Annotated in this window: 28 protein-coding genes; 9 read left to right on the forward strand and 19 right to left on the reverse strand. The window is 68.2% G+C overall.

Annotated features, from left to right (window positions below; translation table 11 throughout):
• The first annotated feature begins 96 nt into the window (after positions 1 to 96).
• The 6 genes from FHR19_RS12885 to FHR19_RS12910 all read left to right on the forward strand — a co-directional run bounded on the left by FHR19_RS12885 (position 97) and on the right by FHR19_RS12910 (position 5,872).
• On the forward strand, positions 97 to 1,386 hold the full coding sequence (locus tag FHR19_RS12885) for an MFS transporter (RefSeq protein ID WP_221228535.1): 1,290 nt from the start codon (positions 97 to 99) through the stop codon (positions 1,384 to 1,386).
• 85 nt (positions 1,387 to 1,471) lie between these two features.
• Complete coding sequence (gene queC / locus FHR19_RS12890; protein ID WP_184029099.1) at positions 1,472 to 2,158, forward strand: 7-cyano-7-deazaguanine synthase QueC; 687 nt, start codon at positions 1,472 to 1,474, stop codon at positions 2,156 to 2,158.
• Entirely contained in the window at positions 2,155 to 2,787 is a 633-nt protein-coding gene (gene queE, locus FHR19_RS12895; RefSeq protein WP_184029101.1) for a 7-carboxy-7-deazaguanine synthase, read from the forward strand. The genes queC and queE overlap by 4 nt, the downstream gene beginning before the upstream one ends.
• Before the next feature lie 155 nt (positions 2,788 to 2,942).
• Positions 2,943 to 3,677: a DNA repair protein RecO gene (recO, locus tag FHR19_RS12900; RefSeq protein ID WP_184029103.1), complete on the forward strand. Its 735-nt coding sequence runs from the start codon at positions 2,943 to 2,945 to the stop codon at positions 3,675 to 3,677.
• 31 nt (positions 3,678 to 3,708) lie between these two features.
• Entirely contained in the window at positions 3,709 to 4,755 is a 1,047-nt protein-coding gene (gene leuB, locus FHR19_RS12905) for a 3-isopropylmalate dehydrogenase (protein ID WP_184029105.1), read from the forward strand.
• A 7-nt stretch (positions 4,756 to 4,762) separates the two neighbouring features.
• The gene (locus FHR19_RS12910; RefSeq protein ID WP_184029108.1) at positions 4,763 to 5,872 is read left to right on the forward strand and encodes a glycosyltransferase family 2 protein; all 1,110 of its coding nucleotides are present in this window, start codon (positions 4,763 to 4,765) and stop codon (positions 5,870 to 5,872) included.
• A 31-nt stretch (positions 5,873 to 5,903) separates the two neighbouring features.
• On the opposite strand, the gene FHR19_RS12915 is transcribed toward FHR19_RS12910, so the two are convergent.
• The 9 genes from FHR19_RS12915 to FHR19_RS12955 all read right to left on the reverse strand — a co-directional run bounded on the left by FHR19_RS12915 (position 5,904) and on the right by FHR19_RS12955 (position 9,311).
• On the reverse strand, positions 5,904 to 6,146 hold the full coding sequence (locus tag FHR19_RS12915) for a hypothetical protein (protein WP_184030110.1): 243 nt from the start codon (positions 6,144 to 6,146) through the stop codon (positions 5,904 to 5,906).
• 32 nt (positions 6,147 to 6,178) lie between these two features.
• A complete protein-coding gene (locus FHR19_RS12920) occupies positions 6,179 to 6,421 on the reverse strand; it encodes a hypothetical protein (RefSeq protein WP_184029111.1) in 243 nt (80 codons plus the stop codon).
• 26 nt (positions 6,422 to 6,447) lie between these two features.
• Positions 6,448 to 6,717, reverse strand: coding sequence for a hypothetical protein (locus tag FHR19_RS12925; RefSeq protein WP_184029114.1), 270 nt, complete (start codon positions 6,715 to 6,717; stop codon positions 6,448 to 6,450).
• 12 nt (positions 6,718 to 6,729) lie between these two features.
• Positions 6,730 to 7,011: a hypothetical protein gene (locus tag FHR19_RS12930; RefSeq protein ID WP_425505975.1), complete on the reverse strand. Its 282-nt coding sequence runs from the start codon at positions 7,009 to 7,011 to the stop codon at positions 6,730 to 6,732.
• A 70-nt stretch (positions 7,012 to 7,081) separates the two neighbouring features.
• Positions 7,082 to 7,375, reverse strand: coding sequence for a hypothetical protein (locus tag FHR19_RS12935; protein ID WP_184029120.1), 294 nt, complete (start codon positions 7,373 to 7,375; stop codon positions 7,082 to 7,084).
• Positions 7,376 to 7,404: 29 nt separating this feature from the next.
• On the reverse strand, positions 7,405 to 7,785 hold the full coding sequence (pspC, locus tag FHR19_RS12940) for an envelope stress response membrane protein PspC (protein ID WP_184029123.1): 381 nt from the start codon (positions 7,783 to 7,785) through the stop codon (positions 7,405 to 7,407).
• On the reverse strand, positions 7,785 to 8,063 hold the full coding sequence (pspB, locus tag FHR19_RS12945) for an envelope stress response membrane protein PspB (RefSeq protein ID WP_184029125.1): 279 nt from the start codon (positions 8,061 to 8,063) through the stop codon (positions 7,785 to 7,787). The genes pspC and pspB overlap by 1 nt, the downstream gene beginning before the upstream one ends.
• Positions 8,064 to 8,066: 3 nt before the next feature.
• Positions 8,067 to 8,732 carry a phage shock protein PspA gene (gene pspA, locus FHR19_RS12950; RefSeq protein ID WP_184029127.1) on the reverse strand — a complete coding sequence of 222 codons (666 nt, stop codon included), beginning with the start codon at positions 8,730 to 8,732 and terminating at the stop codon, positions 8,067 to 8,069.
• Between the two features lie 72 nt (positions 8,733 to 8,804).
• Entirely contained in the window at positions 8,805 to 9,311 is a 507-nt protein-coding gene (locus FHR19_RS12955; protein ID WP_184029129.1) for a TonB C-terminal domain-containing protein, read from the reverse strand.
• Positions 9,312 to 9,490: 179 nt separating this feature from the next.
• On the opposite strand from FHR19_RS12955, the gene pspF reads away from it, so the two are divergent.
• Positions 9,491 to 10,516 carry a phage shock protein operon transcriptional activator gene (pspF, locus tag FHR19_RS12960; protein ID WP_184029131.1) on the forward strand — a complete coding sequence of 342 codons (1,026 nt, stop codon included), beginning with the start codon at positions 9,491 to 9,493 and terminating at the stop codon, positions 10,514 to 10,516.
• Between the two features lie 70 nt (positions 10,517 to 10,586).
• A complete protein-coding gene (locus FHR19_RS12965; protein WP_343053267.1) occupies positions 10,587 to 12,221 on the forward strand; it encodes an AmpG family muropeptide MFS transporter in 1,635 nt (544 codons plus the stop codon).
• On the opposite strand, the gene FHR19_RS12970 is transcribed toward FHR19_RS12965, so the two are convergent.
• The 7 genes from FHR19_RS12970 to FHR19_RS13000 form a co-directional block, all read right to left on the reverse strand.
• A complete protein-coding gene (locus FHR19_RS12970; protein ID WP_184029134.1) occupies positions 12,208 to 12,642 on the reverse strand; it encodes a DUF6628 family protein in 435 nt (144 codons plus the stop codon). The genes FHR19_RS12965 and FHR19_RS12970 overlap by 14 nt on opposite strands.
• A gap of 68 nt (positions 12,643 to 12,710) precedes the next feature.
• Positions 12,711 to 14,006, reverse strand: coding sequence for a bifunctional folylpolyglutamate synthase/dihydrofolate synthase (locus FHR19_RS12975; protein ID WP_184029136.1), 1,296 nt, complete (start codon positions 14,004 to 14,006; stop codon positions 12,711 to 12,713).
• 13 nt (positions 14,007 to 14,019) lie between these two features.
• Positions 14,020 to 14,877, reverse strand: a complete 858-nt coding sequence (gene accD, locus FHR19_RS12980; RefSeq protein WP_184029138.1) for an acetyl-CoA carboxylase, carboxyltransferase subunit beta — start codon at positions 14,875 to 14,877, stop codon at positions 14,020 to 14,022.
• The gene (trpA, locus tag FHR19_RS12985) at positions 14,874 to 15,671 is read right to left on the reverse strand and encodes a tryptophan synthase subunit alpha (protein WP_184029140.1); all 798 of its coding nucleotides are present in this window, start codon (positions 15,669 to 15,671) and stop codon (positions 14,874 to 14,876) included. The genes accD and trpA overlap by 4 nt, the downstream gene beginning before the upstream one ends.
• Positions 15,668 to 15,865 carry a hypothetical protein gene (locus tag FHR19_RS12990; protein ID WP_184029142.1) on the reverse strand — a complete coding sequence of 66 codons (198 nt, stop codon included), beginning with the start codon at positions 15,863 to 15,865 and terminating at the stop codon, positions 15,668 to 15,670. Before FHR19_RS12990 ends, trpA begins: the two co-directional genes overlap by 4 nt.
• The gene (gene trpB / locus FHR19_RS12995) at positions 15,862 to 17,091 is read right to left on the reverse strand and encodes a tryptophan synthase subunit beta (RefSeq protein WP_184029144.1); all 1,230 of its coding nucleotides are present in this window, start codon (positions 17,089 to 17,091) and stop codon (positions 15,862 to 15,864) included. Before trpB ends, FHR19_RS12990 begins: the two co-directional genes overlap by 4 nt.
• A 44-nt stretch (positions 17,092 to 17,135) precedes the next feature.
• Positions 17,136 to 17,771, reverse strand: a complete 636-nt coding sequence (locus tag FHR19_RS13000) for a phosphoribosylanthranilate isomerase (protein WP_184029146.1) — start codon at positions 17,769 to 17,771, stop codon at positions 17,136 to 17,138.
• A gap of 95 nt (positions 17,772 to 17,866) precedes the next feature.
• Between FHR19_RS13000 and FHR19_RS17870 the strand changes: the two genes are divergently transcribed.
• Positions 17,867 to 17,998, forward strand: coding sequence for a hypothetical protein (locus FHR19_RS17870; protein WP_281375701.1), 132 nt, complete (start codon positions 17,867 to 17,869; stop codon positions 17,996 to 17,998).
• A gap of 6 nt (positions 17,999 to 18,004) precedes the next feature.
• Here the strand turns inward: FHR19_RS17870 and FHR19_RS13005 are convergent, their stop codons facing one another.
• From FHR19_RS13005 to FHR19_RS13015, 3 genes are read right to left on the reverse strand one after another with little or no spacing between them, the layout of a single operon-like run.
• Positions 18,005 to 18,793 (reverse strand): SDR family oxidoreductase, encoded by a 789-nt coding sequence (locus FHR19_RS13005; RefSeq protein ID WP_184029148.1) that lies wholly within the window; start codon positions 18,791 to 18,793, stop codon positions 18,005 to 18,007.
• 12 nt (positions 18,794 to 18,805) lie between these two features.
• Positions 18,806 to 19,261 (reverse strand): VOC family protein, encoded by a 456-nt coding sequence (locus FHR19_RS13010; protein ID WP_184029151.1) that lies wholly within the window; start codon positions 19,259 to 19,261, stop codon positions 18,806 to 18,808.
• Between the two features lie 2 nt (positions 19,262 to 19,263).
• Entirely contained in the window at positions 19,264 to 20,409 is a 1,146-nt protein-coding gene (locus tag FHR19_RS13015; protein ID WP_184030116.1) for an acyl-CoA dehydrogenase family protein, read from the reverse strand.
• Between the last annotated feature and the right edge of the window lie 118 nt (positions 20,410 to 20,527).

The raw sequence follows: 20,527 nt of genomic DNA on the forward strand, positions 1-20,527 counted from the left end.
CCGCTTTCTTTCAACCGAAGAAGAAGCGGGACCCCGGATCAAGTCCGGGGTGACGAAAGAGGGATGGTGCAGGTTGATCGACGAGGAGGAAGCAAAATGACCCAAGCCATCGACGATCGCCGTCACCGCCTGAAATCGATCATCGGCGGCTCGACGGGCAACATGGTCGAATGGTTCGACTGGTACGTCTATTCCGCCTTCACCCTCTATTTCGCGCCGCACTTCTTTCCGAAGGGCAGCCAGACCGCGCAGCTGCTCAGCGCCGCCGCCGTGTTCGCGGTCGGCTTCGTCATGCGGCCGGTGGGCGCGTGGATCATGGGCATCTATGCCGACCGGCATGGGCGCAAGGCGGGGCTGACGTTGTCGGTGACGCTGATGTGCGCCGGCTCGCTCATCATCGCTTTGACGCCGGGGTACGAGACGATCGGGCTGGTCGCGCCCGCACTGCTGGTGATCGCGCGGCTGATGCAGGGGCTGTCGGTGGGCGGCGAATATGGTGCGTCGGCGACGTACCTGTCGGAAATGGCGGGGCGCGACCGGCGGGGGTTCTTCTCCTCCTTCCAGTACGTCACGCTGATCTCGGGCCAGTTGCTGGCGATCGCGCTGCTCCTGATCCTGCAGTCCGCCATGTCGGCTCAGGCGCTGGAGGCATGGGGCTGGCGAATCCCGTTCGCGATCGGCGCGGTGCTGGCGGTAGTAGTGTTCCGCATCCGCCGCGGGCTGGCCGAGACTGAAAGCTACAAGAACGCGAAGCGCGAGGGCGCGGAGAAGTCGGGCGCGCTGATGCTCCTCAAGCGCCACCCGCGCGAGTTCGGCCTCGTCATGCTGCTGACTGCGGGCGGCACGCTCGCCTTCTACGCCTATTCGATCTACATGCAGAAGTTCCTGGTAAACACCAGCGGCTTCAGCCGGGAAGCGGCGAGCCAGATCAACGCGGTCACGCTGTTCGTTTTCATGTGCATCCAGCCGCTGGCGGGCGGGCTGTCCGACCGGGTGGGGCGCAAGCCGCTGATGGTCGGCTTCGGCATCGCGGGCACGCTGTTCACCTATCCGATCTTCGCCGCGCTGGAGCAGACGCGCGACGTATGGGTTGCGGGCGCTCTGGTCATGGCGGCGCTCATCATCGTCACCGGCTACACCTCGATCAATGCGGTGGTGAAGGCCGAACTGTTCCCCGCGCATGTCCGCGCGCTCGGCGTTGCGCTCCCCTATGCGCTCGCCAACACGATCTTCGGCGGGACCGCGGAATTCGTGGCGCTGTCGTTCAAGGACAATGGCTGGGAGCGCGGCTTCTACTGGTACGTCACCGCGATGATCGGCCTGTCACTGATCGTCTATCTGCGCATGCGCGACACGCGGACCACCAGCGCGATCGGCGAGGACTAGACACGGCGGGGCGGCGATCCCAAAGAGAGGGTGCGCGAAGCCGAGAAGAGCCGCGCACCCCATTCACAGTCCTTGAGAACGCCCCATGTCCGCCGCGCCGCTTGCCGTTGTCCTCGTGTCCGGGGGGCTCGATTCGATGGTCGCGGCCGGCCATGCGCGAGAGGCCGGGTTCGACATTCTCGCGCTGTCGGTCGACTATAACCAGCGGCATCAGGTCGAGCTGGCCGCCGCGCGCCGCATCGCCCGCGCGCTGGAGGCGGAGCGCCACGTCGTCCTGCCGCTCGACCTGTCGGCGTTCGGCGGCTCGGCGCTGACCGCCGATATCGACGTGCCCAAGGGCGGCGTCGGCGACGATATTCCCGTCACTTATGTGCCCGCACGCAACACGATCTTCCTCAGTCTCGCCTTGGGCTGGGCGGAGGCGGCGGGCGCGCGCGACCTGTTCATCGGCGTCAATGCGCTCGATTATTCGGGCTATCCCGATTGCCGGCCCGAGTTCGTCGCCGCGTTCGAGGGGCTGGCGGAACTCGCGACCAAGGCGGGGGTCGAGGGACAGCCGTTCAAGATTCACGCCCCGCTCCAGCACATGACTAAGGCGGATATCGCGCGGGAGGCGGCGCGCCTCGGCCTCGACGCTGGCATGAGCTGGTCCTGCTACGACCCCGCGCCCGGCGGCAAGCATTGCGGCCTGTGCGACAGCTGCCGGCTTCGCGCCAAGGGGTTCGAGGAAGCCGGGCTGCCCGATCCCACCGTCTACGCGACCCGGCCATGAGCTACGCGGTCAAGGAACTGTTCCTGACGCTGCAGGGCGAGGGGTTCCACGCCGGGCGACGCGCGGTGTTCGTGCGGTTCGCCGGCTGCAACCTTTGGTCGGGCCGCGAGGAGGATCGGAGAAACGCGATCTGCAAATTCTGCGACACCGATTTCGTCGGTATGGACGGCGGCGGCGGTGCGCGTTTTGCCGATGCCGCGGCGCTGGCGGCGGCGGTGGTCAAGGCGTGGGGAGAGGGCACGGAACGCCGCTTCGTCGTGCTGACCGGGGGCGAGCCGATGCTCCAGGTCGACGATGCGATCGTCCATGCGCTCCACGATGCGGGCTTCATCATCGCGATCGAAAGCAACGGGACGCTGCCCGTCCATCCCGGCATCGACTGGGTCTGCATCAGCCCCAAGGCGGGCAGCGACGTCGTCCAGCGAACCGGCGACGAACTGAAGCTCGTCTGGCCGCAGGCGGGGACCGACGTGGCGGCGATCGAGACGTGGGACTTCCGCCACTTCCTCGTCCAGCCGCTCGACGACGCGGCGGGGCAGGCGAATTGGGAGGCGGCGACGGCGTTCGCGATGGCGCGACCGAAATGGCGGCTGTCGCTCCAGACGCACAAGCTGCTCGGGTTGCGGTGAGGGTCGCGCCATCCTCGTGCCCCTCCCTGACTGGGAGGGGTTGGGGTGGGTCGGCCAGTTTGAATCGATGCACTTACCAACCGGCCAACCCACCCTCAGCCTCTCCCTTTCAGGGAGGGGAGCCGTCCGGTCGCTTCCCGGCGGCCGCCTGACCCATGCACATCGCCGCCACCGCGATCATCCTGTCGGTGCGGGCGCATGGCGAGCATGGGGCAGTCGTCCGCGCGCTGACGCCCGAGGACGGCGTGCAGCCGGGCTATGTCCGCGGCGGGCGGTCACGCGCGCTTCGGCCCGTGCTCCAGCCGGGCAACCTCGTCCGAGGCGACTGGCGCGCCCGCTCGGAGAGCCAGCTTGCGGCATTGACAGTCGAGCTGGTCGAGAGCCGCGCGCCGCTGTTCGCCGAGGCGCTGCCCGCCGCGGCGATCGAATGGCTGACCGCGCTCACCGTCGCGACGCTGCCTGAGGCGCAGGGCTATCCGCGCCTCCACGCCGCGCTCGATGCGGTGATCGTCGCGGTCGAGGCGGCACCGGCCGCGCGCGCCTGGGCGGGGCTGGTCGCGCGGTACGAATTGCTGCTGCTTGCTGAGCTGGGCTTCGGCCTCGCGCTCGACCAGTGCGTGTCGACGGGGGCACGCGACGACCTGGACTTCGTCAGTCCGAAGAGCGGCAGCGCCGTATCGGCCGGTGCGGCGCACGGGTATGAGGCGCGGCTGTTTCCGCTGCCGCGGTTCCTGGTCGAGGGGGGCGAGGCACCCGACTGGCCCGCGATCTTCGATGCGTTCGCCATCACCGGCCATTTCCTCGAACGCGATCTCCTGACCGGGCGCGCGGCGGAAACGCTGGCGGCGCGTGCACGATTGATCGATCGGTTGCAGCGCGCCAGCGGCTAGGGCATTGGCGGGCCGCTACGAGGGAGGGTTCATGCCGCATCTGATCGCCGTGTTGCCGGGGGACGGCATCGGCCCCGAAGTCGCCGCCGAGGCGCGCCGCGTGCTCGAGGCGACGGGCCTCGACCTGACCTTCGAGGAGGCGGCGGTCGGCGGCGCGGCCTATGACGCGGCGGGCCATCCGCTGCCGCCCGCGACGCTCGCGCTGGCGCAGCGCGCCGACGCGATCCTGTTCGGCGCGGTCGGCGATGCGCGTTACGACAAGCTGGAGCGGGCGCTGCGGCCCGAGCAGGCTATTCTCGGCCTGCGCAAGGAACTTGGCCTGTTCGCCAACCTGCGCCCCGCCAAGCTGTTCAAGGGGCTGGAGGGCGCCTCGGCGCTCCGCCCCGAGGTGGCCGCGGCGATCGACCTCGTTATCGTGCGCGAGCTGACCGGCGACGTCTATTTCGGGCTGAAGTCGCGCGGCACCAGTGCCGAGGGGCTGCGCGAAGGCCGCGACCTCATGCGCTATGACGAGGCGGAGGTTGCGCGCATCGCCCGCGTCGGGTTCGAGACCGCACGGACGCGCCAGTCGCGGCTGTGCTCGGTCGACAAGGCCAACGTCCTCGAAACCTCGCAGCTGTGGCGCGACGTGGTGATCGAGGTGGCCGCGGACTATCCCGACGTGGCGCTGACCCACATGTACGTCGACAATGCCGCGATGCAGCTGGTGCGCGATCCGGGCCAGTTCGACGTGATCGTCACCGGCAATCTGTTCGGCGACATCCTGTCGGATCAGGCGTCGATGTGCGCGGGATCGATCGGGATGCTGCCCTCCGCCGCGCTCGGCGCCACGGGCAAGGGGCTGTACGAGCCGATCCATGGTTCCGCGCCCGACATTGCCGGGCAGGGCAAGGCCAATCCGTGCGCGGCGATCCTGTCGGCGGCGATGCTACTGCGCCATTCGCTGGACGAGGGCGAGGCGGCCGGCCGGATCGAGGCGGCGGTGGCTGCGGCGATCGCTGGCGGCGCGCGCACCGGCGATCTGGGCGGGTCGCTGTCGACGAGGCAGATGGCCGACTGCATCCTCGCCGGGCTCTGACACGAACATGCTCGAACTCGCGGTCGTCGTGCCCGTGTTCAATGAGGCGAAGAACGTCGCCACGATGGTCGCGCGGCTCGATCAGGTGCTGGCGGGACGCGCCTGGGAAGTCATCTTCGTCGACGACGACAGCCCCGATGGGACGGCTGGTATCGCCCGCGAGCTCGGTCGCGTCGACCCGAGGGTCCGGGTGATCCAGCGGATCGGCCGGCGGGGTCTGTCCACTGCCTGCATCGAGGGGATGTGCGCCACCGCCGCGCCGCTGGTCGCGGTGATCGACGGCGACATGCAGCATGACGAGGCGCTGCTGCCCGCGATGGCCGACGCGCTGAACGCCGAGCGGGCGCTCGACCTCGTCATCGGCTCGCGCTTCGTCGAGGGCGGCGGGACGGGCGACTGGGACCGCGACCGCGTGGCGAAGTCCGAGTTCGCGACGCGGTTGTCGCGCCGGGTGCTCAATGCCGACCTGTCCGATCCGATGAGCGGCTTCTTCATGATCCGTTCGGACCTGCTCCGTACGATGGTGCCCAAGCTGTCGGGGATCGGCTTCAAGATCCTGCTCGACATCATGACCGCGAGCGATCGGCCGCTCAATTTCAGGGAGTTGCCCTACGTGTTTCGCACGCGGACCGAAGGCGAGAGCAAGCTCGACCATGTGGTCGCCATGGAGTATCTGATTGCGCTCTACGACCGGATGTTCGGCAAGATCGTGCCCGTGCGCTTTGCCATGTTCTCCGCCATCGGCGCGCTCGGCGCCGGCGTCCACATGACGATCCTGTCGGCACTCTATGTCGGTCTGGGAGCCAGCTTCATCCTGGGCACGATCGTCGCGACGGTTGTCGCGATGACGTTCAACTTCTTCCTCAACAACGCACTCACCTATCGCGACCGACGGCTCAAAGGGGCGAGGGCGCTGTTCGACGGGTGGGTGTCGTTCTGCGTCGTCTGTTCGGTCGGCGCGGCGGCCAATGTGGGCGTGGCGGCGTTCCTGCACGACGTTCGCGCAGGTTACTGGGCGCTATCGGCGATTGCGGGGATCGTGGTGGGCGCGGTCTGGAACTTCGCCTTGTCGTCGCGCTTCACCTGGGGGCGGTACGGGCGGAAGGCTTCGGCCTGAGAGGGCGGAGCGCTCGCTCCGCCCGCTCCGATCAGAGATCCACGCCCGCCGCGATCGCCTCGAGCTTCTTGATCCGCTCCTTAAGGTCGGCGATCTCGATCCGCTGGGTGGGCGAGGGGCCGGGCATGTCGGCGGGCAGGTGCCCCGCCAGCGCCATCTGCTGCTGCTTGAGGGTCAGCCAGCCGCGCCAGGCGGTGAGCAGACCGGCGGTGACCATGCCGAGCGCGACGAGGCCGGCGGCGGCCATCACGAAATAGAATTGGGGGTCCTGCATCGCTGCTTCTCCCAGGTTGAACACGGGGGGCATCAGTCGCGGGGATCGCGCAACCGCGCGATTTCCCGGTCGAGGCGGACGCTGTCCTCGCTGTCGGTGACGACGCGCTCGAGGACGGCGACACGCTCCTTCAACGTCCGGACTTCCTCGCGCATCCGGATCGCATCGGGGTGATCGGCGGCGGGCTGGCTCTCGCGGGTCTTGACCTTTTCGCGCACGATCTTGCCGACCGTGACCACCGCGACGATCCCGACGACCATCGAAAACGGATCCATGGTTACACTCCCTCTTATGTTCTGGTTCAGTTGAGCGGCGCGTCGCGCAGCCGCTCGATTTCCTCGGACAGGCCGAGGCCTTGGTCGGTGACGATCCGCTCCAGCACCCGCACCCGCTGTTCGAGCCGCTCGACCTGCGCGGCATATTGCGCTGCCTTCTCCGCGGTCTGGGCGTTGAGCGCGGTGGTCATCGCCTCCTTGTGGCGTAGCCAGCGCTTGAACATGTCGCCGCCGACCCCGGCGATGACGGGGATGCCGACAACGATCATGAAAAAGGCGATTGCGGTCGTGTTCATGGCCGTTGGTCCTCAGTTGGTGCGGCTGCCGCGCAGCTGCTCGATCTCGCGGTCGAGGCTGTGGGCGCTGTCGGTGACGATCCGCTCGACGTTCGCGAGGCGATCCTTGATCGAGCCGAGCTCGGCGCGAAGCTGGGCATTCTCCTGGCTGAGCAGCCGGATGCGCTCCATCGCCTCGTCGCTTTTCTTCGGATAGATCGCCTGTCCCCAGGCGCCGTCGAGCGGATAGCCGTTCTTGACGCGCAGCCAGGTGGTGAACATCCAGGCGATCAGGCCCAGGGCGCCGATGCTCATGCCGCCGGCGATGATCCAGGGCAGGTTGGGCAGGATGATGTTGTCGGCCGGGTCCATGGTCGCTCTCCCTTCAGCGCAGCGCGTCGATGTCGCGGTTCAGACGCTCGGCGGGATCGGTGGCGATCCGTTCAAGCACCGCGATCCGCTCCTCCAGCCGTCCGATCTGGCCGACCAGCCGCTCGTTCTCGCTCGTCAGCAATTCGATCTTGCGCTCGGCATCGGGGCCGCCACTTTTGTGGATCGTCTTGCCGTTGTCGTCGGTGATCGGATAGCCGTGCTTGACGCGCATCCATGTCGTCGCGACCCAGGCGCCCATCGAAAGGCCGATAATCGCAAGGACGAAACCGGGTCCACCCCAACTCATGGTCACTCTCCCTTGTTGACCGGCGCGCCTTAGCGCAGCCGGTCGATTTCGTCGGCGAGCCGGCTGTTGCGGCCCACATAGAAGCTCTCGATTTCAGCGAGGCGACGGTCGATGTCGCGGAACTTCGAGCGAACCTCTGCGGTCGAGCGCTTCGGGTTCGAGCGGACCCGCTGCCAGAACTTCTCGTCCTCGGCATTCTCGTACAGGCCATAGGGCTTGGCCGGAGCCATCCAGGCGATCATCCCATAGGCGACCAGCGTCCAGGGAAACCCGCCAAGGCAGGTGAGCAGCACGGCGCCTACCCGGACCCAAATGACGTCAACCCCGGTATAGTCCGCGATGCCGGCGCAGACGCCCATCCACTTGCCGTTCTGCTTGTCGACATAGAGCTTGGTGCGGCTGGCAGACATCAGTTCCTCCTCTGGGGTTCGTAGGACGACCGCAGCTCCTCGCGCACTCGCGGGGCCTCGAGCCGGAAGTCCGGATTGTCGGCGGCGACGATGCGCTCGATCGTTTCGAGCCGTTCGTCCAGCCGGCGGGCGAGGTGATGCAGCTCGTCGAGCAGCTTCTCGTCCTCGCCGGTCATCGTCGGCGCCTGTTTCCACTTCGTGAGATAGTGGAGGATGATCCAGGGCATGCCGACGAACAGGATGCCGCAGATCATGATCGGCAGGAAAACGTCTTCCATCGATCAGCCCTCCTTGTTCAGGCGGGCCTTGAGCGCGGCGAGCTCGGCATCGACCTTTTCGGACGACTTGAGTTCGGCGATCTCCTCCTCGAGGCTCTTGGCACCGCCCATGCCCGCGGCATCGGCGCGGCCCTCGGCCATGTCCACGCGGCGCTCCAGCGTGTCGAAGCGCGAGAATGCGTCGGCCACCCGCTCGCCGGCATACATCTCGCGCAGGCGATAGCGGTTCTCGGCGCTTTCGAGCCGGGTCGCGATCGAGTTCTGGCGGGCACGCGCCTCGCGAAGCTTGTTCTGGAGCTTGGCGATGTCGGCCTCCGACGCCCTGAGCGCGTCGTCTAGCACGGTGATCTCGGCCTGAAGCTGGTCGGCCATGTCGGCGGCCTTCTGGCGCTCGACCAAAGCGGCCTTGGCCAGGTCCTCACGGTCCTTCGACAGCGCCAGCTCGGCCTTCTCCGTCCAGCTTTCCTGAAGCTTGTCGAGCTTGGCGATGTGGCGGCGCATCTCCTTCTGGTCGGCGATGGTGCGCGCGGCGGACGCACGGACCTCGACCAGCGTCTCCTCCATCTCGAGGATGATCATGCGGATCATCTTCGCGGGGTCCTCGGCCTTGTCGAGCAGGTCGGTGACGTTGGCGGCGATGATGTCGCGGGTGCGGGAGAAGATACCCATTTGAACGAACTCCTTGCGTGCAATTCTGAAAATCCGGGGCGAGGATGGGGGCCTCGCCCCGGCAGTGGCCGATCAGCCTTGCGGCCGGTCGGCGGGAACCTCTGCGTGAGACTGCTGGATGCGCGCCGCCAGGTCCAGCGCGGTCCGGCGGATCGCCGGACGCGAGCGGTTGGCATTCGGCGTGCCGAAGAACACCTCGACCGGCACCACCCGCACCCGGCCGCGCATCGCGGCCGGCAGCGCGGGGAAGTCGATCGCGTTGACCGCGCGCAGCGCCTCGTTGTCGAGCACGCGGTTACCGGTCGCGACGTCGAGCGAGGTGGCATAGAGCACGCCATCGCGATCGAAGTGCGCGGCGACGACCGCCGCCTTCTGCATCCGCACCGCGGCGGGGACCGTCGGCATGTCGCGGATCTGCTGCTGCAGGTCGCCGCTCACGCGGGCGGTCCATTCGCGGGCGTCATCACCGGCGGCACGGGCCGGGGCGGCGGCGAGCCCAAGGACCAGCGTCGAAGCGGCGGCGGCACCGAGGATCGAGACGATCGAGTGGCGGACATTCTGGCTGGCCTTTACGAACATTGGTGGTTCTCCCTGAACCTTGGCTGTTTTTCCTGCCACTCTGCGGTGGTCGAAAGATGCTTTGCAGGGGCCGTGCCAATTTGCTCGGAGGCCGATTTTCCTCGCTTTTCTGACGTTCGGTTCATCGACGCGGCGATTTCGGTTGCCAAGCATTGGCAAAATCCACCATCAAGCGGTGCATGGAACGTGTCGCCCCCGTCATCGGCCAGTCCACCGCCTTTCTCGACGCGCTCGAACGCGCTAGCCGCGCGGCGTCGCTCGATCGCCCCGTGCTGGTCATCGGCGAGCGGGGGACGGGTAAGGAACTGGTGGCCGAGCGGCTTCATCGCCTGTCAGGTCGCTGGTCGCAGCCGCTGGTCATTATGAACTGCGCGGCATTGCCCGAGACGCTGATCGAGGCGGAGCTGTTCGGACACGAGGCGGGCGCCTTCACCGGCGCGTCGAAGGCGCGGGCGGGCCGGTTCGAGGAGGCGGATGGCGGCACGCTGTTCCTCGACGAGCTGGGCACGCTGTCGATGGCGGCGCAGGACCGGCTGCTGCGTGCGGTCGAATATGGCGAGATCACGCGCATCGGCTCGTCGCGGCCGCTGCGCGTGGACGTGCGCATCGTCGCGGCGACCAACGAGCATCTGCCCGATCGCGTGCTCAAGGGCACCTTCCGCGCCGACCTGCTCGATCGGCTGAGCTTCGAGGTGGTGACTCTGCCGCCGCTGCGCGCGCGGAGCGGCGATATCCTGGTGCTGGCCGATCATTTCGGGCGGCGGATGGCGGCCGAACTGGGCCGCGATCGCTGGCCTGGCTTCGGGCCGGAGGCGATCGAGATGCTCGAGAACCATCGCTGGCCGGGGAATGTCCGCGAGCTTCGCAATGCGGTCGAGCGCGCGGTCTATCGATGGGAGCGCGACGGGCCGGTCGATATGATCCAGATCGACCCGTTCGATTCGCCCTGGCGCCCGGCATCGAGCGGTGGCTTCACCCCGGCGCCCGAGGTGGCGGAGGGCGAGCCGACGCCGGTAGTGGCCGTGCCCAGCGAACCGCCGATCGAGGGTGATTTCCGCACCCGCGTCACCACCTACGAACGCCGCCTCCTGAGTCGCGCGATGGCCGAGCATCGCTACAACCAGCGTGCGACGGCGGAGGCGCTGGGGCTGACCTATGATCAGTTGCGCCACGCGCTGAGGAAGCACGGGCTGTTGTCGGGTTGAGCCGCGACCTTCAGGGCTATGCTTGCCGGAAAGTTAGGATAGGGTGCCCACCGAACGATAGGGTGGGTGCGTGACGGACAGGAAGCTCAAGGGGGTCGCGCTGTTCCGCGCGGCGCTGACCAATCGCAAGACATCGGCGATGCTTGTCCTCGGCTTTGCGTCCGGGCTGCCGTTCACGCTGCTCATCGGCACGCTCAACGCGTGGCTGGGCGAATTGAAGGTCAGTCTGGCGACGATCGGCGTCTTGTCGTGGATCGGGCTTGCCTATGCGTTCAAGTTCCTGTGGTCGCCGGTTGTCGACCGCCTGCGTCTGCCGGTCATCGGCGAGCTGGGGCGGCGGCGGTCGTGGCTGGTGCTGTGTCAGGCGCTGCTCGCCGCCGCGCTCTGGGGTCTTGCCGCCACCGATCCGCTCTCCGCGATCGGCGCGTTCGCGGGGATCGCGGTGGTCGCCGCGTTCCTGTCGGCGACGCAGGACGTGGTGATCGACGCCTGGCGGATCGAGATCGCCGACGACACCGCGACGGTCGAGTTCCTGTCGGCGGTCTATCAGCTCGGCAATCGCTTCGCCGCGCTGGCGGGCGGCGCCTTGGCACTGGTGCTGGCGGCGCGGCTCGACTGGCCGAGCGTCTATGTCGGCTTCGGCTTCGTCATGCTGGTCGCGGTCGCGGTGACGATCTTCCTGCCCGAGGCGAAGCTCGACGCCGCCGACGCGGCCGAGCCGCTGGCGGGCCATGCGGTGCCCGATCGCGCACAGCGGCGGACGGCGCTGGCCATCGTCGCCGTGTGCTGGACCTGGGCGATCTTTACGCTCGGCAGCTTCATGGTGTCGGCGCTGCAACCGCCGGTGCCGGGCGTCACCGCGCCGTCCGCCAGCGACTTCACGCGGATGACCGGACCGTGGATCATCGTCGCCACCGTCATCATCCCCGCGCTGGTCGCCGGCTGGACTCGCCGCCTGCCGCAGCATCCGGGCGGGGGCGAGCCGATGGGCGGACTGCGCGCCGCAGCCGATCACAGCTATCGCGCGCTGATCCTGCCGCTGGCCGAGATCGTCGACCGGCTGAAATGGGGCGCGATCCTCGTCCTCGCCGTCATACTGCTCTATCGCATTGCCGATTCGATCTGGGCGCCGTTTGCCTTTCCCTTCTATCTCGATTTCCTGGGCTATTCGAACGACGAGGTGGCGTTCGCGTCGAAGCTGTTCGGCGTGTGGATGACGATCGGCGGCGTCGCGCTGGGCGGGTTCCTGCTGGCGGCATGGGGGCGGATGCCGACACTCGTCGTGGGTGGCATCGTCGCGGCGCTGTCGAACCTGCTCTATGCCGACATGGCGCTGGGCGGGGCGGGGATCGACGGGTTCGCGCGGCTGTTCGGGCTCGACAGCATCGGGGTCGATCCGCGGCTGATGCGCCTGCTCATCGCGATCAGCGGCGAGAACATCGCCGGCGGTCTCGCGGGGACAGCGTTCGTCGCCTACATCTCTTCGATCACGGCGCGCGAATACAGCGCGGTACAGTACGCACTCCTGTCCTCGATGACGTTCCTCGTCGGTGCGCTGGGCCGCGCGGCGACGGGGGAGGCGATCGACGTTTACGGCTATGCCAACGTCTTTTTCGTGACCGCCGGCCTCGGCGGGATCGCGGTACTGCTGGTGCTCGCCGAATGGTGGCGCAGCCGCGCGCAGGTCGAGGTCAGTCGGGTCTGATTGGCAGGCCGAGGTCGCCGAATGCCGACACCACGCCGGCCATCGCGCACACGGCGGCATCGGCGCGCCGCACCCCGATTAGGTCGGCGATAAGATAGGCCGAGCGGTCGGGATTTTCGCTGAAACCGCGCATCGCCTCGACCAACGTGGCTTCGGCGGCGGTCATGCGCGGGCAGCACCACGGCGCGATCGGAATCGGACGCGCCGCCGCCACCGACAATTCATGCATTAGCACGCGCAGCATCATCAGCGGCCGGCGAAAATCGACGCCGAACGCGGTGAGGAAGGCATTGGCAGCCGTCGCCTCGTCCAGCCCCTGCGCGCCCATCTGGCGGATGCCGAACAGGATCAGGCGGGCGGCGGGATCGGCGGGTTGCAGATGCGGCAAGGGCGCCGACAGGGTTTCGAGCGTGCGCGTCAAGGCAGGGTCCTTTCGCTGACCCCACCCTTGTCACGCGTCCGTTATTGATAGTCAATATCAATAAAGCGTCAGTCCGGCGCCTCGTCGTTCAGCGCGAGCACCCGGCCGGCAAGATAGAGCGAGCCAAGGATCAGCACGTCGCCGGTCCAGCCGGATAGGCTGCCCAGCGCCGCGGGCACGTCGGCGGCCGGCTCGGCCTGCAACCCGCGCGCGGCGGCGAGGGCGGCGAGGTCCTCAGGCGCGTGAAAGGGGTGCGAGGGGACGGGTATCGTCCGCACCGGCCCGACATAAGGCGCCAGCGCGTCGAGGATGCCGCCCGCATCCTTGTTGGCGAGCACGCCGAGGATGAGCGCGGGCTTGTCCGCCCGCTGCGCCAGATACGCCGCGGCGGCGTCGGCGGCGTTGCGATTGTGCGCCCCGTCGAGCAGCAGGCTCCCACGGACGCGATCGGCGAGCGGCCCAGGGCGCAGCCGCTGCATCCGTGCCGGCCAGTGCGCGCGGGCGGCGGCACAGATCGCATCATCGCCGACGGGCAGCCGGTCCTGTGCCCGCAGCATCGCGGCGGCGAGCGCCAGATTCTCGTGCTGATGCGCGCCGGGCAACGCGGGCAGCGGCAGGTCGAGGATCCCACGCGTATCCTCGAACCGGATCGTGTCGCCTTCCGTCCGCGAGTGCCACTCGGCGCCGCGCCGCTGAGGGGTCGCGCCGGTTGCGGCGGCCACCTCCTCGATCACCGCTGCACAGCTCGCCGGCTGGTCGAGCGTCACCAGTGGCACGCCCGCCCGCGCGATCCCCGCCTTCTCGCCAGCGATCGCCTCAAGCGTATCACCCAGGAACGCCTGATGGTCGATGCCCAGCCGCGCGATCCCGCCAACCAGCGAGGTCGGAATGACGTTGGTCGCATCGAGCCGCCCGCCAAGCCCCACCTCGATCACGCAGGCATCGGCAGGCGTACGCGCAAAGGCGAGAAAGGCGGCGGCGGTCGTAACCTCGAAGAAGCTCGCGCCGATGTCGCCGCCCGCGTCCAGCACCTCGGCCAGCAGCGTCGCCAATGTCCGGTCGTCGATCAGCGTTCCCGCCACCCGTATCCGCTCGTTGAAGCGGACGAGGTGCGGGCTGGTATAGGCGTGGACGCGATAACCCGCCGCCTCCAGCCCCGCGCGCAGGAATGCGCAGGTCGAGCCCTTCCCATTGGTCCCCGCGACATGGAACACCGGCGGCAGCGCGCGGTGCGGATCGCCGACACGTGCGAGCAACCGCGTGATCCGCTCCAGCCCCAGCGTGTCGGCACCGGGGCCGAGCGCGTTCAGCCGGTCGAACTGCGCCTGGACGAAGGGATCGTCGGAGCGGGCATGGTCGGCCATGATCGCGCGGCGGTCAGGCGGCGGCGCGGTCGTGGGTCAGGTAATCGATCAGCGACGACAACTGCGCGCGCAGATCCTTGCGCTCGACCACCATGTCGATCAGGCCGTGGTCGCGATAATATTCGCTGGTCTGGAAATTCTCGGGCAGCTTCTCACGGATCGTCTGTTCGATCACACGGCGACCGGTAAAGGCGAGCGTCGCCTTCGGCTCGGCGATCTGCACGTCGCCCAGCATCGCATAGGCGGCCATCACCCCGCCCGACGTCGGGTCGGTCAGCACGACGATATAGGGCAGGCCCGCATCGTGCAGCATCTCGATCGCCACGGTGGTGCGCGGCATCTGCATCAGGCTCAAAATGCCTTCCTGCATCCGTGCGCCGCCGCTGGCGGTAAAGACGATGAACGGCGCGCGGGCGGCGATCGCCGCCTCGACCCCGGCGATAAAGCCTTCACCCACTGCCTGGCCCATCGACCCGCCCATGAAGGCGAAGTTCTGCACGCCGATCACGGCGCGCCGCCCCTCGATGTTGCCGCGGGCGGATACGAACGCGTCCTGGTCGCCGGTATCGGCGCGTGCGGCCTTCAGCCGGGCGACATAGGGCTTGGAATCGCGGAACTTCAGCGGATCGTCGGCAACACGCGGGGCGGGGAGGAGCTTGCACGTCCCCTCGTCGAACAACTGCGCAAACCGCTGCTTCGGCCCGATGCGGCCGTGATGGTCGCACAGCGGGCAGACGTAGAGGTTTTCCTCATATTCCTTGGTGAAGATCATCTGCCCGCATCCCTTGCACTTGTGCCAGAGATTGTCGGGCGTCTCCTTGACGGGAACGACGGCGGCGAGGGCGTTGCGGACGCGGTTGAGCCAGCTCATGCAGGAATCCTGGAGGTTTCGATCGCGTCCTTGAGCGAACGCACATAGTCGGTGACGTGGGGCGCGGCGGCGATACCGTGCTCAGCGACGATCTCGACGATCGCGGAGCCGACGACGACGCCGTCGGCGACGCGCGCGATCGCGGCGGCCTGATCCGGGGTGCGCACGCCGAAGCCGACCGCGATGGGCAGGTCGGTGCCCGCCTTGAGCCGCTGGACGGCCTCCTCGATCGAGGCCTGCGCGGCCTGCTGCAACCCGGTGATGCCCGCGACGGAAACGTAATAGACGAAGCCCGACGCGCCGGCCATGACCGCGGGCAGGCGAGCGACGTCGGTGGTCGGCGTGGCAAGACGGATCAGATCGACACCCGCGTTTCGGAGGGCCGGGCCGAGCGCATCGTCCTCCTCGGGCGGCACATCGACGCAGATGACGCCATCGACGCCGGCCTCGGCAATGGCGCGCGCGAACCAGTCCGGCCCACGGCGAAGCATCGGGTTGGCATAGCCCATCAGGACGAGCGGCACGTCCGCGTGGCGTTCGCGGAAGCCGCGAGCGATCGAGAGAATGTCGGCGGTCGTCGTGCCCGCGGACAGGCTGCGGATGTTCGCTGCTTGGATCGCGGGGCCATCGGCCATCGGATCGGTAAACGGCATGCCGAGCTCGATCACGTCCGCCCCGCCCGCGACCAGCGCGTCGAGGATCGCGGGGGTCGCGTCGGGCGTGGGGTCACCCGCGGTCACGAACGCGACGAGCGCGGGATTTGTCTTGGCGAAAGCGGCAGCGAGGCGGGTCATCGGCGGGTTCCAGTCTGGCCGAAGAGTTGGGAAACCGCACCGACGATGCCGCCGGTCAGCACGACGCGGCCCGTCTGCGGATCGCGGACCGACCAAGCCTGAACATCAAGCCCATGCCCGAACAGCAAATGGACGAGCAGCGCCACGACCACGCCGATGCCGACGCCGGTCAACAGGTTGCGTGTGGCGATCAAATCGCCACTCCCAGCGCGTCGGCCACGGTGAAGATGTCCTTGTCCCCCCGCCCGCACAGGTTGGCGAGGATCACCTTGTCCCGCGGCATTTCGCGCGCGCGCTTCGCCACGGCAGCGATCGCGTGCGCGGGTTCGAGCGCGGGGATGATCCCCTCGGTCCGGCAAAGAAGCTGGAAGGCGTCCAGCGCCTCTGTGTCGGTGATCGACGTATATTCGACGCGGCCGATCTCCTTCAGCCACGCATGTTCCGGGCCGATACCCGGATAATCGAGACCCGCGGAGATCGAATGCGCCTCGGCGATCTGGCCGTCCTCGTCCTGGAGCAGATAGGTCTTGTTGCCGTGAAGCACGCCCGGCGCGCCGCCCGCCAGGCTGGCGGCATGCAGCTTGTCGAGGCCATGGCCCGCCGCCTCGACGCCCAGCATCTTGACGTCGGCATCGTCGAGGAAGGGGTGGAACAGCCCGATCGCATTCGACCCGCCGCCGATCGCCGCAACCAGCATGTCGGGCAGGCGGCCGGTACGCTTAAGCATCTGCTCGCGCGCCTCGCGTCCGATCACGCTCTGGAAGTCGCGGACGAGTTCCGGGTACGGATGCGGGCCGGCGGCGGTGCCGATGATGTAGAAGGTGTCGTGAACGTTCGCGACCCAGTCGCGCAGCGCCTCGTTCATCGCGTCCTTGAGCGTTGCCGAGCCCGACGTGACCGGGCGGACCTCGGCCCCGAGCAGCTTCATACGGAACACGTTCGGCTGCTGGCGCGCGGCATCGGTCGCGCCCATGAAGATGGTGCAAGGGAGGCCGAAGCGCGCACAGACCGTGGCGGTGGCGACACCGTGCTGGCCCGCGCCGGTCTCGGCAATGATGCGCGTCTTGCCCATCCGCATGGCGAGCAGGATCTGGCCGACGCAATTGTTGATCTTGTGCGCGCCGGTATGGTTGAGCTCGTCGCGCTTGAACCAGACTTCTGCGCCCATGCCCGGCTCGGCGCTCTCGCGCAGCGCCTCGGTCAGCCGCTCGGCGTAATAGAGCGGGCTGGGGCGGCCGACATAATGTTCGAGCAGGTCGTCGAACTGCGCAGCGAAAGCCGGGTCGGTCTTGGCCGCGCGGTACTCGCGCTCGAGATCGAGGATCAGCGGCATCAGCGTCTCGGCGACGTAGCGGCCGCCGAAATCGCCGAAATGGCCGCGCTCGTCGGGCTGCTGGCGAAGGCTGTTGGGAGCGTTCATGGGTGCCACTTAGCGATGGCGATGCCCGAACGGAAGCCCGCGGGTCAGGCCGACGATACGGCCTTGAGGAACGCGGCGATCTTCGTCGCATCCTTGACGCCCGGCGCGCTTTCGACGCCGGAGGACACGTCGACGATCGGCGCGCCCGTGCGCCGGATCGCCTCGACCACGTTGCCCGCGTCGAGCCCGCCCGACAGCGCCCAGGGGGCCGGGTGGCGGAACCCGTCGAGCAGGCCCCAGTCGAAGCGCAGGCCCATCCCGCCGGGCAGGCTCGCCCCCTCGGGCGTCTTGGCGTCGTAAAGGATACGGTCGACGAGGCCGGCCAGTGGGCGCGCTGCGTCAAGGTCGGCGCGCGCCTTCACCGCGACGGCGGCCCAGACCGGCAGGCAGTGGCGCGCACGGATCGCGGCGATCCGCTCGGGCGCGGTCTTGTGGAGTTGCAGCACGTCCAGCCGTCCGGCGGCGATTGCGCGCTCGAGCAAGTCGTCGGCCGGATCGACGAACACGCCGACGCGCGCCACCCGATCCGGCACCCGCGCCGCCAGCCCCGCCGCCGCATCGAACGACAGGTTGCGGGGGGAGGGGGCAAAGAACACAAAGCCGACATGGCTCGCCCCGCCAGCGATCGCGGCGTCGAGCGTGTCGGGCGTCGATAGGCCGCAGATCTTGGCAGTGGTCATGGGCGTGCGTTAGCGATGCTTTTCGACGGATGACAGCCCCGGTTCATCCTGCGTTAGCATAGCCATGCTATCAGGTTGCAAAGAGGAGGTTCGTGATGCGGTTCAACCCCATCGTCCGCGCCAAATCGCGTGGGCTTGTCATTGCATTGGTCGTCGGCGCGCTCGTGATGGGCGTGCTCCTGGTGACCGCCGGTCAGGCGATCACCAATTACGCCACCGCGGTCTGACCGCGCTTAACCGTCGATGCTGACGCCTAGCGAAGCGTTGACCAGCCCGCCGTCCACCGTCAGCGTTTCCCCCACCACGTAATCGCCCGCGCGGCTGGCGAGATAGATCGCCGCCGCCGCCATGTCCTTCGCCTCGCCGATGCGGCGCGCGGGGATCGCTTTCGCCACGTTGTCGCCGTGGTCGCGCGCCGCCTTGTTCATGTCGCTGGCAAAGGCGCCGGGGGCGAGCGAGGTGACGACGATGTTGTCGCGGATCAGCCGCGCGGCCATCCGGCGGGTGAGGTGGATCAGCGCCGCCTTCGAGGCTTGGTAGCTATAGGTTTCCCAGGGGTTGCAGCGCTGGCCGTCGATCGAGGTGATGTTGATGACCTTGGCCGGGCGCCCGCCCGTGCCGCTGGCCTTCAGCGCCTCGTGCAGTGCCTGCGTCAGGAAGAAGGGGGATTTCACGTTGAGGTTCATCACCTTGTCCCAGCCGCTTTCGGGAAAGGTGTCGAACGGCTCGCCCCAGGCGGCGCCAGCATTGTTGACGAGGATGTCGAGCCGTCCCTCACGCGCCGCGATCTCGGCGGCGAGGGCGCGGCATCCCTCGACTGTCGAGACGTCGGCGGGCAGGGGGATGGCGTTGTCGCCGAGCTCCGCCGCGGTCGCCTCGCACGCATCGGCCTTGCGCGAGCAGACATAGACGCGCGCGCCCATGCCGATGAAGCCGGTGGCGATCATCCGCCCGATCCCGCGCGACCCGCCGGTGACGAGCGCGACGCGGCCGTCGAGGCGGAAGAGGCTGTTGGTGTCCATGGTTGCTCCTGTTCAGCGGTTGGGCGCGGCGTCGTTGACTTCGATCCGGTGGCCGTCGGGATCGTGGATATAGACCTGTCGCACGCCGTCGGTGCGGAGGCGCTGGATCGTCGAGGGTTTGTCCTCGAAATCGGTGAAGGGAATCCCCTCGCGCACCAGCATCGCGACGAAGCCATCGAAATTGGCAACGGCGAAGGCGATGTGGTTGCCGCGGTCGACCCCCACCGGCGCGGTGCGGTCGGGGATAATGTGCATCGCGAATCCGCCGCCAAGATCGAGCCAGCGGCGGTTCTTCACCGGCGCCTTGAGCTCGGGAAAGCCGAAGACGCGTTTATAGAACTCGGCACTGCGGTCGAGGTCGGTGACGGAGATGGCGACATGATCGCCGCGCGCCGCGACGGGGGCGGGGCGGTCCTGCGCCAGCGTCGGGGTAGCGACGGCGAGGGCGGCGAGAAGCAGGGCGCGCATGCTCAACCCCCGCGCTTCATCGTCTCGCGCGCGACGATGACCTGCTGGATCTGGGTCGTCCCCTCATAGATGCGGAACAGGCGCACGTCTCGATAGAGCCGCTCGATACCGTAGTCGGCGATATAGCCCGCGCCGCCATGCACTTGTACCGCGCGGTCGGCGACGCGGCCGACCATCTCGCTGGCGAACAGCTTGGCGGCGGCGCTTTCCAGCACCACGTCTTCGCCGCGATCCTTGGCATCGGCGGTCTGGAGGACGAGCGCGCGGGCGGCCAGTGCCTCGGTCTTGGAGTCGGCAATCATCGCCTGGACGAGCTGGTGCTCGGCGATCGGCTTGCCGAACTGGCGGCGTTCGCCGGCATAGGCGACGGTGTCGGCGATCAGCCGCTCGGCGACGCCGACGCACACCGCGGCGATGTGCAGGCGCCCGCGGTCGAGCACCTTCATCGCGATGCGGAACCCCTCGCCCTCTTCGCCCAGCCGGTTGGCGACGGAGACGGGCACGTCGTCGAAATGCACGTCGCAAACGTGCGCGCCCTTCTGCCCCATCTTCTTCTCGGGCGGCCCGACGCGAAGGCCGGGCAGGTCGCGGGGCACGAGGAACGCACTCACGCCCCGCCCGCCGGGCTCGTCGCCGGTGCGCGCCATCACGGTGAACAGGTCCGCCTTGTCCGCATTGGTGATATAGCGCTTGGTCCCCGACAGCCGGTACACGTCGCCATCGCGGACCGCGCGCGTCTTCACGCTGCCCGAATCGCTGCCGACATCGGGTTCGGTGAGCGCAAAGCTGGTCACGATCTCGCCGCTGGCGATGCGCGGGAGCCACTCGGCCTTCTGCTCGGGCGTGCCGGCGATGACGAGGCCCTGACTGCCGATTCCGACATTGGTGCCGAAAGCGGAGCGGAAGGCGGGCGTCGTGCGCCCCGTCTCCATCGCGACACGCACCTCTTCGGCCATCGAGAGGCCGAGGCCGCCATACTCCGGCGCGATCGACAGGCCGAACAGCCCCATCTCGCGCATCTCCGCCACCACGTCGGCGGGGATCGCATCGTCGTTTTCGACCTGCGCCTCCAGCGGGCGAAGCCGCTCAGCGACGAAGCGGCGGACGGCGTCGATCAGTGCGTCGAAGGTATCGGCGTCGAGCGCCATGGCGGCATCCTCTCCGGCTGGGGGCTGGACCTCGGCCATCGGAAGCCGGTACGCACCCCGCATCGTTATCTGGCGACATCGCTAGGGCAAGGCAGGGCGAGATGGCAAGTCGAAAGGC

Source organism: Sphingomonas yantingensis (assembly GCF_014199325.1).
Taxonomy (GTDB): domain Bacteria; phylum Pseudomonadota; class Alphaproteobacteria; order Sphingomonadales; family Sphingomonadaceae; genus Sphingomonas; species Sphingomonas yantingensis.

Coding starts and splice junctions, on each gene's coding strand:
- FHR19_RS13000 (WP_184029146.1), bottom strand. CDS start 17,771: ATGACCACTGCCAAGATCTGCGGCCTATCGACGCCCGACACGCTCGAC.
- FHR19_RS12915 (WP_184030110.1), bottom strand. CDS start 6,146: ATGCAGGACCCCCAATTCTATTTCGTGATGGCCGCCGCCGGCCTCGTC.
- trpA (WP_184029140.1), bottom strand. CDS start 15,671: ATGACCCGCCTCGCTGCCGCTTTCGCCAAGACAAATCCCGCGCTCGTC.
- FHR19_RS12935 (WP_184029120.1), bottom strand. CDS start 7,375: ATGAGTTGGGGTGGACCCGGTTTCGTCCTTGCGATTATCGGCCTTTCG.
- FHR19_RS12975 (WP_184029136.1), bottom strand. CDS start 14,006: ATGGCCGACCATGCCCGCTCCGACGATCCCTTCGTCCAGGCGCAGTTC.
- FHR19_RS12955 (WP_184029129.1), bottom strand. CDS start 9,311: ATGTTCGTAAAGGCCAGCCAGAATGTCCGCCACTCGATCGTCTCGATC.
- queC (WP_184029099.1), top strand. CDS start 1,472: ATGTCCGCCGCGCCGCTTGCCGTTGTCCTCGTGTCCGGGGGGCTCGAT.
- queE (WP_184029101.1), top strand. CDS start 2,155: ATGAGCTACGCGGTCAAGGAACTGTTCCTGACGCTGCAGGGCGAGGGG.
- recO (WP_184029103.1), top strand. CDS start 2,943: ATGCACATCGCCGCCACCGCGATCATCCTGTCGGTGCGGGCGCATGGC.
- FHR19_RS12920 (WP_184029111.1), bottom strand. CDS start 6,421: ATGGATCCGTTTTCGATGGTCGTCGGGATCGTCGCGGTGGTCACGGTC.
- FHR19_RS13005 (WP_184029148.1), bottom strand. CDS start 18,793: ATGGACACCAACAGCCTCTTCCGCCTCGACGGCCGCGTCGCGCTCGTC.
- pspA (WP_184029127.1), bottom strand. CDS start 8,732: ATGGGTATCTTCTCCCGCACCCGCGACATCATCGCCGCCAACGTCACC.
- FHR19_RS13010 (WP_184029151.1), bottom strand. CDS start 19,261: ATGCGCGCCCTGCTTCTCGCCGCCCTCGCCGTCGCTACCCCGACGCTG.
- FHR19_RS12925 (WP_184029114.1), bottom strand. CDS start 6,717: ATGAACACGACCGCAATCGCCTTTTTCATGATCGTTGTCGGCATCCCC.
- FHR19_RS12885 (WP_221228535.1), top strand. CDS start 97: ATGACCCAAGCCATCGACGATCGCCGTCACCGCCTGAAATCGATCATC.
- trpB (WP_184029144.1), bottom strand. CDS start 17,091: ATGAACGCTCCCAACAGCCTTCGCCAGCAGCCCGACGAGCGCGGCCAT.
- FHR19_RS13015 (WP_184030116.1), bottom strand. CDS start 20,409: ATGGCGCTCGACGCCGATACCTTCGACGCACTGATCGACGCCGTCCGC.
- pspF (WP_184029131.1), top strand. CDS start 9,491: ATGGAACGTGTCGCCCCCGTCATCGGCCAGTCCACCGCCTTTCTCGAC.
- FHR19_RS12910 (WP_184029108.1), top strand. CDS start 4,763: ATGCTCGAACTCGCGGTCGTCGTGCCCGTGTTCAATGAGGCGAAGAAC.
- FHR19_RS12930 (WP_425505975.1), bottom strand. CDS start 7,011: ATGAGCATCGGCGCCCTGGGCCTGATCGCCTGGATGTTCACCACCTGG.
- leuB (WP_184029105.1), top strand. CDS start 3,709: ATGCCGCATCTGATCGCCGTGTTGCCGGGGGACGGCATCGGCCCCGAA.
- pspB (WP_184029125.1), bottom strand. CDS start 8,063: ATGGAAGACGTTTTCCTGCCGATCATGATCTGCGGCATCCTGTTCGTC.
- pspC (WP_184029123.1), bottom strand. CDS start 7,785: ATGTCTGCCAGCCGCACCAAGCTCTATGTCGACAAGCAGAACGGCAAG.
- FHR19_RS17870 (WP_281375701.1), top strand. CDS start 17,867: ATGCGGTTCAACCCCATCGTCCGCGCCAAATCGCGTGGGCTTGTCATT.
- accD (WP_184029138.1), bottom strand. CDS start 14,877: ATGAGCTGGCTCAACCGCGTCCGCAACGCCCTCGCCGCCGTCGTTCCC.